Annotated in this window: 12 protein-coding genes; 4 read left to right on the top strand and 8 right to left on the bottom strand. The window is 63.3% G+C overall.

Features of this window, described 5'->3' with window-relative positions; genetic code table 11:
- Positions 1 to 8: 8 nt before the first annotated feature.
- The 3 genes from flgK to Ga0080574_RS11705 all read right to left on the bottom strand — a co-directional run bounded on the left by flgK (position 9) and on the right by Ga0080574_RS11705 (position 3,730).
- On the bottom strand, positions 9 to 1,469 hold the full coding sequence (gene flgK, locus Ga0080574_RS11715; protein ID WP_076699145.1) for a flagellar hook-associated protein FlgK: 1,461 nt from the start codon (positions 1,467 to 1,469) through the stop codon (positions 9 to 11).
- A 37-nt stretch (positions 1,470 to 1,506) separates the two neighbouring features.
- Positions 1,507 to 2,802, bottom strand: coding sequence for a flagellar hook protein FlgE (locus Ga0080574_RS11710; protein WP_076699143.1), 1,296 nt, complete (start codon positions 2,800 to 2,802; stop codon positions 1,507 to 1,509).
- Positions 2,803 to 2,902: 100 nt separating this feature from the next.
- Complete coding sequence (locus tag Ga0080574_RS11705; protein ID WP_076699140.1) at positions 2,903 to 3,730, bottom strand: flagellar motor protein MotB; 828 nt, start codon at positions 3,728 to 3,730, stop codon at positions 2,903 to 2,905.
- A gap of 208 nt (positions 3,731 to 3,938) precedes the next feature.
- Between Ga0080574_RS11705 and Ga0080574_RS11700 the strand changes: the two genes are divergently transcribed.
- Both Ga0080574_RS11700 and Ga0080574_RS11695 read left to right on the top strand, forming a co-directional pair.
- Entirely contained in the window at positions 3,939 to 6,086 is a 2,148-nt protein-coding gene (locus Ga0080574_RS11700) for a YjbH domain-containing protein (protein ID WP_076699137.1), read from the top strand.
- Complete coding sequence (locus tag Ga0080574_RS11695) at positions 6,038 to 6,754, top strand: YjbF family lipoprotein (RefSeq protein ID WP_237219365.1); 717 nt, start codon at positions 6,038 to 6,040, stop codon at positions 6,752 to 6,754. Before Ga0080574_RS11700 ends, Ga0080574_RS11695 begins: the two co-directional genes overlap by 49 nt.
- A gap of 6 nt (positions 6,755 to 6,760) precedes the next feature.
- On the opposite strand, the gene Ga0080574_RS11690 is transcribed toward Ga0080574_RS11695, so the two are convergent.
- On the bottom strand, positions 6,761 to 7,372 hold the full coding sequence (locus tag Ga0080574_RS11690; protein WP_076699131.1) for a sugar transferase: 612 nt from the start codon (positions 7,370 to 7,372) through the stop codon (positions 6,761 to 6,763).
- Positions 7,373 to 7,581: 209 nt separating this feature from the next.
- On the opposite strand from Ga0080574_RS11690, the gene Ga0080574_RS11685 reads away from it, so the two are divergent.
- On the top strand, positions 7,582 to 8,703 hold the full coding sequence (locus tag Ga0080574_RS11685) for a polysaccharide biosynthesis/export family protein (RefSeq protein WP_076699128.1): 1,122 nt from the start codon (positions 7,582 to 7,584) through the stop codon (positions 8,701 to 8,703).
- A gap of 105 nt (positions 8,704 to 8,808) precedes the next feature.
- Here the strand turns inward: Ga0080574_RS11685 and Ga0080574_RS11680 are convergent, their stop codons facing one another.
- Entirely contained in the window at positions 8,809 to 9,231 is a 423-nt protein-coding gene (locus Ga0080574_RS11680; protein ID WP_076699125.1) for a c-type cytochrome, read from the bottom strand.
- A 137-nt stretch (positions 9,232 to 9,368) separates the two neighbouring features.
- Between Ga0080574_RS11680 and idi the strand changes: the two genes are divergently transcribed.
- Entirely contained in the window at positions 9,369 to 9,887 is a 519-nt protein-coding gene (gene idi / locus Ga0080574_RS11675) for an isopentenyl-diphosphate Delta-isomerase (RefSeq protein WP_076699123.1), read from the top strand.
- 41 nt (positions 9,888 to 9,928) lie between these two features.
- Here the strand turns inward: idi and Ga0080574_RS11670 are convergent, their stop codons facing one another.
- The 3 genes from Ga0080574_RS11670 to Ga0080574_RS11660 are packed head-to-tail and all read right to left on the bottom strand — an operon-like array spanning position 9,929 to position 12,230.
- Complete coding sequence (locus Ga0080574_RS11670) at positions 9,929 to 10,531, bottom strand: Smr/MutS family protein (protein ID WP_076699120.1); 603 nt, start codon at positions 10,529 to 10,531, stop codon at positions 9,929 to 9,931.
- The gene (mltA, locus tag Ga0080574_RS11665; RefSeq protein WP_076699118.1) at positions 10,528 to 11,571 is read right to left on the bottom strand and encodes a murein transglycosylase A; all 1,044 of its coding nucleotides are present in this window, start codon (positions 11,569 to 11,571) and stop codon (positions 10,528 to 10,530) included. Before mltA ends, Ga0080574_RS11670 begins: the two co-directional genes overlap by 4 nt.
- A complete protein-coding gene (locus Ga0080574_RS11660; RefSeq protein WP_076699115.1) occupies positions 11,571 to 12,230 on the bottom strand; it encodes a Tim44/TimA family putative adaptor protein in 660 nt (219 codons plus the stop codon). The genes mltA and Ga0080574_RS11660 overlap by 1 nt, the downstream gene beginning before the upstream one ends.
- Positions 12,231 to 12,318 lie beyond the last annotated feature (88 nt).

Genomic DNA, 12,318 nt, shown 5'->3' with positions numbered 1-12,318 from the left:
TGGGCTCCTTACATGTTCAGCAGGGTCTGCATCAGCTCGTCCACCGTGCTGATCACCCTGGCATTTGCGGCGTAGTGCTGCTCGATGCGGAGCAGGTCTTGAAGCTCGGCATCGGTGTCCACGCTCTTGGAGAGTTCCAGCTCCTTCAGCGCCGTATTCTGGGCGCTGCTGAAGCTCTGTTCGCCGTCGGCGCGCACGCGGGCGGCGGCGATGGCGGAGTGAAAATCGGCGACATGCTGGCTGAAGCTGCTGGTGCCGCTGCCAAGGCTGGCCGAGCCGGGCAGCTGCAAGGCGTCGAGCGCGCCGGAATAGGCCTGAAGCAGGCGCGCATCGCCGACATCGCCGCGGGTTGCGGCGCCGAGCCCGTCGCGCAGGCGCCAGACGCCATTGCCATCGGGGGAGACAAGCGGGTTGAGCGAAATCCGACCGGCAAGGCCGGTTTCGTCCAGCGCGTCGAAAGCCGCGCCGCCATCTGTGAAGAGCCCCGGATCGCCGCTTGCAAGTGTCGTATCTGGCCCACCTGGCGCAAACCGTTCGATCAGATCGCGGGCGATGCCGTCGAGCACCGCCTGCATGTCGACCGCGACTGTATCGCGGATCTGCAATTGCGCGCCGAGCCTGCCGCCGCCCAGCGGGCCGTCATTGCTGCTATCGATGGCAAAGCCGTCGATCTCCAGCCCAGAAAGCAGCCCGTTATCGAGCGTCATATGCGCGGTGACCGGATTCTGTGGCGTGAAGCCGATCGTCACCGGATCGCTGTGGATCGTCTGATCGAGCAACACGGTGCCCGAGGCCGCGTAAAGCGCCACGGTGCCATTTTCACGCGCTACGCTGCGCAGGGGCAGGATAGCGGAGACCTCGTCGATCACCCGCTGCCGTTCGTCCATCAGCGCGGACGGATCACCGTCGCTGATAAGGCTCTCCGAGATCGCTGTGTTCAGCGCCTTGACCCGGCCCAGCGCCGTATTCAGCGACTCGACATCGGCGGCGATGGCGCGGTCCGCCGCGGTGCGTTGCAGCTGGATCTCGTCGGAGATGCCGTTCAGCTTCTCGGTGAAATCCTCCGCCGCGAGCGCCACGGAGGCCAGCCTCTGATCAGAGGAAGGATCTGAGGCCGCCGACAGCAAGGCGTTTTCAAAGGCGGAATAAAGGCTTGTGAGTGAGCCCGCCTCGTCGCTTGCCCCAAGCAGGGTCTCAATGCCGCTGGCAAAACTCTGCATGTTGTCTGCAAAGCCGGATTGCGCATCGGAGAGCCGCCGGTCGGACAGTACCGCCACATCGACATTGCGCCGCACCCCGTCGATCGCCACGCCGCCCAACGTGCCGGCGGGGCGTGAGGAGAGATCGAGCGACCGGCGCCCATAGCTTTCCGTCGTGGCGTTGGCGATGTTCGAGGCGACCAGCGCGGCAGCGCGACTGTTGGCGGTGAGGCCGCTCAAGGCGTTGGAAAGGGCTCCGGTCAGTGACATTCAGCGGCCTCCCGTCAGGGGCCGATCCCGAAAGGGATCAGCGCTTGATATTGGTGGTTTCCTGGAGCATCTCGTCCACGGTCTGGATGACCTTGGCGTTCGAGGAATAGGCGCGCTGGGTCTGGATCATATCCGTCAGCTCCTTGGCGACATCGGTCGCCGATTCCTCCCGCGCAAAGGACTTGATATCGCCGGTCGGGCCGTCCCCGGCATTCCACAGGAAATAGGCGCCGCTTTCGGGCGAGGGCCGGAAGGTCTGGCTGTCCATGGCGATCATGCCGTTGGGGTTGGGCAGATCGGCCAGCGGAACCTGGTAAAGCACGCTGCTGACGCCGGTGTCGTAATTCGCGCTGACATATCCGTTTTCGTCGATTTCGACCGAAACCATATTGCCGACGGGAGACCCGTCCTTGGTGATCGAGATCGGCGCGAAGCTGTCGGAAAGCTGCGACAGGCCGCTATTGGCGCCGACCGCGCCGATATCGAACTCGATCGGCCCACCGGCCACATCGACCGTGAGCAACCCCGTCACATCGTCATAGGGGCCACCGGAGACCGGCGTGACCGAGGCGATGCGGCCACCGCCCGTGCGGCTATCATCGAAAACGATGGTGTATTCGCCGATCACCGCGTCGTCCTGCGCGGAATCGGTCATCACCATGGTCCATTCATTGGACATGCCCGTGGCCGGCACCGTCGGCGTAAAGGTCACCGAGATACTCTGCGACACGCCGAGATTGTCGAAATATTCCACCGAAAGGTTGTGCGAATCCCCCGACGATCCGGTCTCGGTTTCGGTGGCCGGCAGGTTCAGCGCCATCGAGACAGAGGTGGTCGGATCGCCCGTCAGGCTGAGGCTGAACTGCACCGGTTCGAGCCCGGCAGTGGTGTCACGGGGAAAAGACGGAATCGTCCCGTCGAGATCGGCGGGCCAGCCCAGAAGGTAATATCCCGCCTCATTGGCGAGGTACCCCTCCTCGTTGAGGCGGAACGACCCTGTCGAGGTCAGCAGCAGCTCGGGCTCGCCCGTCGCCTGATATTGCGAGACGGAGGCCACCGGCAGCATGCCCCGGCCACGCACCGCGAGATCGGTGGCGTTGTTGCTCGATACAATCGATCCGCCCTCATCGACGAGGCGGATATTGGAAGATTGCACGCCACCGGCGGTATAGGTCCGACCGCCATTGGTCATCACCAGCGAATTGAAATCGGTCTCGACCCGACGATAGCCATAGGTCGAGGAGTTGGCGATATTGTCGGAAATCGCGGCGAGGCGGCTCGCATTCGCGGAGAGCCCGGAAACCCCGGCATTGAGGGACGAGGAAATGGTCATGGACACGCCTTTCTGCTGTCTCTGTCAGAAGCTCGGGACCACAGTTACGGGTCCGGGCTTAACGCCGCGCTAACAGCTAAAATACGAGTCATTCGTGGCTTCAGGAGCCGCGCAGGAAGATGACCTCGATCCGGTTGTTACGCGGATCCATCGGGTTGCGCTCTGTCGGCTCGCGGTCGGCATGGGCGGTCACGCGGTCGACCCGGCGCTTGTTCAGCCCGCCGGAGATCAACAATTCCCGGAACCGGTCGGCATGGCCGCTGGACACGTCCCAGGAGGGATCGTGCGCAAGCACCACGGGATAGGCGCTGACATGGCCCTCGACCGCGACCGGGTTCGTCACCATGGCCGAGACCCGCACGATCACGCCCGATAATGCACGCAGCAGCTCGGTCGGCTGCCCGTCCTCGTCGAAAAGCCGCGCATCGGCTGTCTCGAACAGCTCGACCACCAGCCCCTCATCGGTGACGCGGGTCACGATATGGCGCAAAAGCCCGTCATCGACCATGCTTTCGCCGGTCCGGCCCATGAGCAGATCCTCGACCTGCCTGAGCTCTTCGGCCCCCGCCTGCGCCATATCGGGCTGCATGGATCGGCTCTCGGACGCTTCGGATGTCGGGCGCAAGCTGGTGGCGCCGGTGCCGACTCGGGGCAGCGTGTTTTCGGAAAACACGCTGTCGCCGCCCAGGCTGCCGTCGCCACCGCCGGACACCCGGCTGATCGCCACGGTCGGGCTGAAATAATCCGCAAGACCCTTGCGCTGCTTTTCGGTCGTCGCGTTCAGCAGCCACATCAACATGAAAAAGGCCATCATCGCCGTCACGAAGTCGGCATAGGCGACCTTCCAGGCACCACCATGGTGCCCGTCCCCGCCCGAGACCTTTTTCCTCTTGATGATGACCGGCGCGACATTGCTGTCGACCGCCATTTCCACCACCTCTTGTTACACCCCGGACAGGGTTCTACGGGCAAACCCGTTACGGCCCGCTTAACATTTCAAACTGTCGACTTAACGTGGTGGCGAAGTCGTGCCGATTATCCCACAGACCTTCAGAGGCGGCACCGCACGAATAGACAGGGGCGCAAAATCCGACTAGCTCTAGGCCAAAGAGCTTTTCTGATCACGAGGCAGGTTGATGAAAGTGGGGGCAGCATTGCGCGCGAGAAAGATCGGGTTCGGCGCCGCGATCCTGGGGTTTGCCACCCTGTCCGGCGCCGCCGGCGCGGAAACCCTGCCGAGCTTCAACCTCTATGGGCAGCCCGGCCTGATCGACATGCCGAGCGCGGAGATGGCGCCGGACGCGACGCTGGGTCTGACCTATGGTCGCGTGCATGACAGCAACCGCGGTTCGCTGATTTTTCAGATCACGCCGCGCCTTATCGGCACATTCCGCTATACCGGCATTCAGAACTTCGACAACCCGGCCAGCGTCGATGGCGTCTATTACGACCGCAGCTTCGACCTGCGCTATCTGATCTTCACCGAGACGAATATCCGCCCTGCGGTGGCCGTGGGGCTTCAGGATTTCATCGGGACCGGGATTTATAGCGGCGAATATGTCGTCGCGACCAAGACCCTGATGCCCGGGCTGAAGGTCACAGGCGGTCTCGGCTGGGGGCGGCTGGGCAGCTACAACCCGGTGGCCACGATCAGCGCGCGGTCGGACACGATCCTGGGCACCGGCGGTGTGCCCACCTATGACCGCTGGTTCCGCGGCGACGTCTCGCCCTTCGGCGGCATCAGCTATTCACCCAACGACCGCCTGACCTTCAAGCTCGAATATTCCTCCGACGCCTATGACGAGGAGCGCGCCTCCGGCGGATTCGAGCACAGCTCGCCGATCAACCTGGGCGTCGATTACCGGCTCAAGAACGACATGCAGCTGTCGCTCTATTATGCCTATGGCTCGACCTTCGGCGCGCAGATCACCTATCCGCTCAACCCCAAAACCCAGGGCGTTCCCGGCGGCAACGAAACCGCGGGCCTTCCGGTGAAGGTGCGGGCGCCCGGCGATGCCCGGGATCTGGGCTGGGCGGTGGCGCTCGACGAGGCGGAAACCAGTACAAAGCAGCGGCTCATCACAAGTCTGGAGCGGGAAAAACTGGCAGTCGAAGGGTTCGATCTGCAACCGCGCACCGCGACGCTGCGCCTGCGCAATCCCACCTACGGCGCCCCGGCGCAGGCCATTGGCCGCGCCGCACGGGTGATGACCCGGGTTCTGCCCGCCTCGGTCGAGGAGTTCGTCATCGTCCCGACGGAAAACGGCATGGCGATGTCGGCGATCACCCTGCGCCGATCCGACCTGGAAGCGCTTGAAAACGATGCCGCGGTCGAGATGCTGGCGCGCACGGAAATCACCGACGCCTTCGGGCGGGCGCCGCGGCCCGATCTTGGCGACTATCCCAAGTTCATCTGGTCGCTGACCCCCTATTATTCCTACTCGACCTTCGACCCGCAGAACCCGCTGCGCATCGACCTTGGCGCACGGCTTGCCGGATCGTTCGAGATCACGCCCAACGTCGTGCTCTCCGGGTCGATCAAGAAGAAGCTCTTCGGCAACCTGAACGATATCAGCCGCGAGGACGAATCGAAGCTGCCACGGGTGCGCACCGATTACGGCAATTACGCCCGCGAAGGCGACCCGGCGATCGATACGCTCACGCTCGACCTATACGGTCGGCCCGGGCGCAATCTCTACAGCCGTGTGTCGCTGGGGTATCTCGAACAGATGTATGCCGGCGTTTCCGCCGAACTGCTCTGGAAACCTGTAGACAGCCGCCTGGCACTGGGCGCCGAGCTCAACTACGTGCGGCGGCGCGATTACGATGTGATGTTCGGGCTTCAGGAAAACGTGACGGTCGATCCGGTCTCGGGCGTCGAGCGCGAGATCCCCGATGTGAACGGTCATCTCTCCGCCTATTACGCCTTTGGCAACGGTTTCCACGGTCAGGTCGATGTCGGGCGTTATCTCGCGGGCGACTACGGGGCGACCTTCACCCTGCATCGTGAATTTGCCAATGGCTGGCGGATCGGCGCCTTTGCCACCTTTACCGACGTTTCCGAAGACGATTTCGGCGAAGGCTCCTTCGACAAGGGCATCATGCTGACGATTCCGCTCTCGGTCGGCCTCGGCACGCCCTCGCGCGAAACCAACACCACGGTCATCCGCTCTGTCCAGCGGGACGGCGGCGCCCGGCTGAATGTGTCGAGCCGACTTTATGAACAGGTGCGCACATGGCACGAACCCGATGTGGCGAAATCCTGGGGAAGGTTCTGGCGATGAAGACCCGCGCGATGCAGCGATTTGCTGCCCTGCTTGGCCTGGGGCTGGCACTGGCCGGATGCAGCAACGATCCGTATTTCAGCAACCCGGTGACGAATATCTACTCGGTGGTGTTCGGCGGCGATCAGGCCCCGTCCGACGTGACCCAACAGCAGATCGTTCAAACACTGACCGCAACCGATCTGCCGGTGGCGTTTTTCAACGTCGCCTCGCGCAACTCGCAGACCCTGCTTATCCAGATCGAACAGAACGCCCCTTACCGGACCTTCGCCACGGCAACCCGCCAGGCGGTCGTGATGAATCACGGAATGATCACCGGCACGCGCGGCCTGGGCGGCGACCTGATGTCCACCGACGAAAGCGCAGTTCTCGAGCTGGTGCGCGGGCGTCAGACCGGACAGGTCACCTATGTGCAGCGCTTCCTGACCGCCGAGGACATCACCAAGACGATCACCTATCGCTGCGGTGTCGAGCCGGACAAAGCCGTCGATGTGAACATGGGACTGGTCCAGGCCAGCGGTCAGGAAATGGTCGCCGCCTGCGAAAGCCCCGACGGCCCGTCTTTCGTCGATTACTACGTGGTGGATGCCTCCGGCGAGATCCTCGCCTCACGACAGTGGCTGGGAGAGGTCACCGGATATGCCGCCATGCACATGCTGCGGCGCTGATTGCGCTCAGTGCAGCGATATCCGGCGCAGCACAGTCGCAACCATCAGCCTGATGTCGTAGCAGAAACTTCGGTTGCGGGCGTAGATCAGATCGAGCCGCGCCTTGCGCGGAACGCAGCGGCGGCAATAGACCGCCTCGGTCTCGTCCTTGCTGCGGCAGCCGACCAGAAGACGCTCTTCGGTGCGGTGAAACGCCAGCGTCGCAAGCCCCGTCACGCCGGGCCGGGCCTTAAGCACCTCGGCATAGAGATCGGGGAACATGTCTGTGTAACGGCGCAGCGGCGGGCGCGGCCCGACAAAGCTGACATCGCCGCGCAGGATGTTCCAGAGCTGCGGCAACTCGTCGAGCCGGTAGCGGCGCAACACCCTGCCGGTTGCGGTGACCCGATCCGCCTTATCGCCACCGGATACGCCACGGTCATTTCCGTCCGGGCGCATCGTGCGGAATTTCCAAAGCAGGAAGCCCTCTTGCGGTGTTTTCATCCGTTCCGAAAGGTACAGAACCGGCCTGCCGTCGCGGATCAGGATCGCCAGCGCTATGATCGCGATGAGCGGAGCCAGAACGACGATCAGAAGGAGAGAGGCGACGATATCGAACGCCCGTTTGCCCCTTGTCATCGCCTCGTCTCCGCTGTTTCCCCGCCTGACCCGCAAATGTCGCGTCGAGCCGGCGGCCATTTCCCGCTTATTGTCCACTTGACGAGGTGTAACCGCCACGCGGAATCGTCCATATGATTTTTACGACGACAAGAGGCTGTCTATCACCAGCCACAACCGCTAAGAAAGCCCAAGATACGCCGGACGATTTTTCCTTGGGGGGAACTGCATTGCCCGTACTACGCAATTTCTTTGCCGCCTGCGCTGCATTGTTGCTGATTGCCAGCTGTAGCTTGCCGCGCGGCGCGGCTCTGCAATCCGAGGTTCTGAACGAATCCTCGGCTGAAAACCCAAGCTTCCAAGTGGTTTCCGTGACCCGGGCGAACATGCCCGCGATCGCGAGCTGGCCACGAACCGGCTGGGAAAACGAACATGAGTGGCCGGGCACGTCCAGTGGGCCGAGCTCCAACGTGATCAGTACCGGTGACCAGGTCGATATCGTCATCTGGGACAGTCAGGAAAACTCGCTCCTTACCAGCGAGGCGGAAAAATCGACGCTGATGTCGGGCGTCGAGGTCGGCCCTGATGGCGCGATCTTCGTGCCCTATGTCAACAAGGTCTACATCCGCGGCCTGACCCCGGCGGCCGCCCGGACGCGGGTGCAGGAGCAGCTGATCCAGATCGCGCCCTCCGCGCAGGTTCAGCTCAAGCTCACGCAGGGCCGCACGAATTCGGTCGAACTTGTTGGCGGCGTTGCGGCGCCGGGCGCCTATCAGATGCCCTCGCGCAACTACAAGGTGCTGAGCCTGATCGCCGATGGCGGCGGCATTCAGCCCAGCCTGCGAAACCCCCGCGTGCGGCTGATTCGTGGCGGTGCGACCTACGAAATTTCCGCCTCGCAACTGCTAGAAAGCGGTGCCCGCAACACGCTGTTGCGGCCCGGCGATACCGTGATCGTCGAGCAGGACGACCACAGCTTCACCGCGCTCGGCGCCTCGGGCAAGGAAGATTTGATCTACTTCCCCAAAGACGATCTCGCGGCGATGGAGGCAATCTCCCTGATGGGCGGGCTTACAGATTTCCGTGCCGATCCCAAGGGCGTTCTGGTTCTGCGGGAGTATCGTGTGAAGCATCTGCGGTCGGATGGCAGCGCGCCGCGCATGCAGCAAGTGGTGTTCAGCTTCGATCTGACCTCGGCCGACGGGCTGTTCGCAGCGAAGAAATTCCTGATCAATCCCGGCGACACGGTCCTTGCTACGGAATCGCCGATCACCAGCACCCAGACGGTCTTTGGCCTGGTCGGTACAGTCTTTGGCCTGACCCGTCAGGCATCGACGCTGTCCAACCTGTAGCGTCGCGATCCGGCAAAAAATGGGGGGCGTCTCGTCGAGACGCCCCCCCTTATTTATCTTCGACAATCGCGACGATGTCGCGCCGTCATCGCGACACGCCGCGTGTCATTCGGCAGCCGGGCTCATCGACGCGAGATAAGCGTAAACATCGGCGGCACCTTCCCGAAGCTTGAAGGTCATGCCCGAGCGCGCGCCGGCATCGTCGAGATAGGATTTCAGGAAGGCCGTCGGATCCTGAACGTATTCCTCAAACGTGGCCTCGTCCCACACCAGGCCCTTTGCGTTCGCCGCCTCGATGGAGTCACGATAGCGAAAATCCTCGACGGAGCCGGCGGGCCGGCCGATAACGCCATAAAGGTTCGGACCTGTGCGACCGCCCCTGACGATGGTTTCGCCCGCATCGTCGGTGATCGTGTGGCAGGATCGGCAGCGTTTCTTGAAGATCTCCTCCCCCTCGGCGGCGTCCTGCGCATAGCCCGAGGTGGCAAGAGTCACTGCAGCGATTGCCGTGGCTATCTTGAATTTCATGATTTTGTCTCCCGTGACGCGTATCCGATGCGGAACCTAGCCCAACGGTGATGAAATCAACAATAGTCCCGGGCTGCATATGCGACCATATGCCAAGGGTGCTTGACCCTTGCGCGCCGCAAGAGGAAACAGGCGCCATGGACAACACCATTCCCGCCTGGGTCGATGGATCCCTGACACCGGTCGACAAGATCGAGGTGCATCTGCGCGGCCTGCGCCACAAGGCCGTGTCGGTTTTTGTGCTGCGCGGCAACCGGCTGCTGATCCAGCGCCGGGCGCTCGGCAAGTATCACACGCCCGGGCTCTGGGCGAATACCTGCTGCACGCATCCGCATTGGGACGAGAGCCCCGCCGATTGCGCCACGCGGCGGCTGGCGGAGGAGCTGGGGATTACCGGCCTCGCGCTCACCCCGCGCGGGCAGGTGGAATATCGTGCCGGCGTGGGCGGCGGCATGATTGAGCACGAGCTTGTGGACCTGTTTGTCGGCGAGGCGCCGGAAGGAATGAAAATCGACCCTAATCCCGCGGAAGTCATGGAGTTTGCCTGGGTCGATCTGGAGACGCTGGCGCGGCAGACCGAGGAGTCCCCCAAGCGCTTCACCCCCTGGTTACGGATTTATCTGCGCGATTATGCGAACCAGATCCTGTCGCGGTAATGCTGGACAAGCGGTGGGCAAATTGCCCACCCTACGGCATTTCAGCGGCGGCGGCGGAGATAAACGTAATAGGCGCCGGACCCGCCATGCTTGCCATGCGCCTCGGAAATCTGGAGCACCGCCTGCGCCACCGGCGGCATGCGCAGCCATTGCGGCACCTGCGTCTTGAGCACGCCCCGTCGGCGCGGCATCGGATCGTGCGGATCTTCGCGCAGGCCCTTGCCGGTGATCACCAGCACCAGACGCAGCCCGCGCGTCTGCGACGTAAGTACGAAGCGGACCAGCTCGGGATGCGCCTGGTCCAGCGTCATCCCGTGCAGGTCGAGCCGCGCCTCGGGCACCAGCTTGCCGCGTTTCATCCGGGTAAACGCCTTGGAATCCATGCGCACAGGATCTCGCGACAGCCGGTCGGAGGTGGTGCCGAGGAAATCATGCGATTCCGGCGGTGCTTTGGCGCCGCTGCCAAGACCGAACGTTGGAAACGGATCGGACGGGACAGGAGGAGGTTTACCCGGGCTGGTTTCTGACGCTTTCGGTGCCACAGGCGCGGGCCGTTTGGCAGCTTGGCCCGGCAGACGCTCGGCGGTTTTCGCCACCTGCTGCCACAGCTCCAGCTCTTCGGGCCGCAGACGGCGCCGGCTCATAACACCGATTCCGGCAGTAGTGCATAGGCGCGCTGGATCGGCAGGAACACCACCAGCCGGCCGGGATCCTTCAGCTGCCCCGCCAAGCGCCCGGCCTCATCGCCGGTGCCAAAGAAGATATCGGCACGCTGCGCCCCCTTGATCGCCGAGCCGGTATCCTGCGCGATCATCAGCCGCCGCAGAGGCGAGGCGCCGTCCTTCTCGATCCAGACCGGCGCCCCGAGCGGGGTGAAAGACGGATCGACGGCAATGGACCGCATGGCGGTGATCGAGCGGTTCATCGCGCCGAGCGGGCCTTTTTCAGCGGGCACCTCGCTTACTTCGCGAAAGAACACGTAGGACGGATTGTGATAGAGCAGCTCCTGCCCGTCGAACGGGTTGCTCCGGACCCAGGACTTGATGCGCTGCGCCGACACCTGATGCGCGTTGAAGGTGCCGCGCCGCACCAGCTCCTGCCCGACGGAGCGATAGGGATGGCCGTTGGCACCGCCATAGCCGACGCGGATATGCCGCCCGTCAGGCAGGCGGATACGCCCCGAACCCTGGATTTGCAGAAAGAACAGTTCTACCGGATCGTCGACCCAGGCAATTTCCAGACCGCGCCCCGACATCACCCCGGAGTTCAGAATATCACGCCGGCTGAGCCAGGGGCCGGTGCCCTGCGCTTCGGGCGGCATACGGTAGATCGGATAACGGTAGCGTGGCCCGGGGCTCAGCGCGCCGTCGAGCTCGGGCTCGAAATAGCCGGTGAACAGGCCTTCGCCGCCATCTCCGATCTGCACGGGGCGAAAGAAAAGCTCAAAGAAATCGCGGGCATCCGATGTTTCACGTGCAACAGCGCAGAGGCTGACCCAATCCGGTTCGCGCAGATCGCCGCAGGTCTCGAGAAACACCGAAAGCGCGGCGGCGTGATCGTCCTCGGCCCAGCCGTCCAGATCGGCGAAGTCGAGGATCTCGTAGGTGGTTTCGGTGTCCGCCGCGCTCATGGTGCCTGCCAGTGTCATGCCCGCCACAAGCGCGGCACGGATGGCCCGCCGCATTATTCGTCGGTCGCGACCAGCTGCCAGTTCGGATCGTCGCTGCCCATGTTGCGGGCATAGGTCCAGACGTCCTTCTGGCGCTTGACCGCAGTGGCGCTGCCCTCGACGATCTCGCCCTCGGCATTTTTCACCACCGAGGTCAGCTCGCCGACATATTTCACCGTGATCTCGGCCAGCTTGCTGTCATCGTCAAAGCTTGCATCGGCCAAGGTCATCTCGCGCACGCCGACAAATTCCGCCTCGATGGTCAGACCTTGATCGGCGCGGGCCTGGATGACCTGCGCGAAGGTCTCGTAGATTTCATCCGACAGGAAGGGTTTGAGATCCTCGATCTCGCCATTGTCGAACCCCATGAGGATCATTTCATAGGCGCCGCGCGCGCCGGAGAGGAACTCCCCGACATTGAAAGAGGGCTCGGCCCGCTTCATCTTGGCCAGCGCTTCGGCGGCATCGCTGCCCTCGGGCACGTGGTCAATGATGTCGCGATCCGGGCCGCCCTCGATGACCTCGAATTCACGCTTGGCCTCCTCGCGCTTGCCCGGTGCGGGAACCGGCGGTTTTTCGAACCCGTCGCGCGTTCCCAGCACGCTGCGCAACCGCAGGATCAGGAAAATCGCGATCCCGGCAAGGACCAGCAGCTGGACGATCGGCGTGTTCATCGGCACCTCATGCGCAGAAACGTGGAAGTTCTCTTGTTGCATCCCTATGTAAGTGCTGGGTTCCGGCAAGTCTACCGGCGCCCGGACG

The organism is Salipiger abyssi, from assembly GCF_001975705.1.
GTDB classification, from domain to species: Bacteria; Pseudomonadota; Alphaproteobacteria; order Rhodobacterales; family Rhodobacteraceae; genus Salipiger; species Salipiger abyssi.
The sequence above is the reverse complement of the archived record's forward strand: the minus strand, read 5'-3'. Positions and strand labels throughout refer to the sequence as shown.

Bases quoted from the DNA above. Each gene is read 5' to 3' on its own strand.
- flgK (WP_076699145.1), bottom strand. From the start codon at position 1,469: ATGTCACTGACCGGAGCCCTTTCCAACGCCTTGAGCGGCCTCACCGCC.
- Ga0080574_RS11710 (WP_076699143.1), bottom strand. From the start codon at position 2,802: ATGACCATTTCCTCGTCCCTCAATGCCGGGGTTTCCGGGCTCTCCGCG.
- Ga0080574_RS11705 (WP_076699140.1), bottom strand. From the start codon at position 3,730: ATGGCGGTCGACAGCAATGTCGCGCCGGTCATCATCAAGAGGAAAAAG.
- Ga0080574_RS11700 (WP_076699137.1), top strand. From the start codon at position 3,939: ATGAAAGTGGGGGCAGCATTGCGCGCGAGAAAGATCGGGTTCGGCGCC.
- Ga0080574_RS11695 (WP_237219365.1), top strand. From the start codon at position 6,038: ATGGCACGAACCCGATGTGGCGAAATCCTGGGGAAGGTTCTGGCGATG.
- Ga0080574_RS11690 (WP_076699131.1), bottom strand. From the start codon at position 7,372: ATGACAAGGGGCAAACGGGCGTTCGATATCGTCGCCTCTCTCCTTCTG.
- Ga0080574_RS11680 (WP_076699125.1), bottom strand. From the start codon at position 9,231: ATGAAATTCAAGATAGCCACGGCAATCGCTGCAGTGACTCTTGCCACC.
- idi (WP_076699123.1), top strand. From the start codon at position 9,369: ATGGACAACACCATTCCCGCCTGGGTCGATGGATCCCTGACACCGGTC.
- Ga0080574_RS11670 (WP_076699120.1), bottom strand. From the start codon at position 10,531: ATGAGCCGGCGCCGTCTGCGGCCCGAAGAGCTGGAGCTGTGGCAGCAG.
- mltA (WP_076699118.1), bottom strand. From the start codon at position 11,571: ATGCGGCGGGCCATCCGTGCCGCGCTTGTGGCGGGCATGACACTGGCA.
- Ga0080574_RS11660 (WP_076699115.1), bottom strand. From the start codon at position 12,230: ATGAACACGCCGATCGTCCAGCTGCTGGTCCTTGCCGGGATCGCGATT.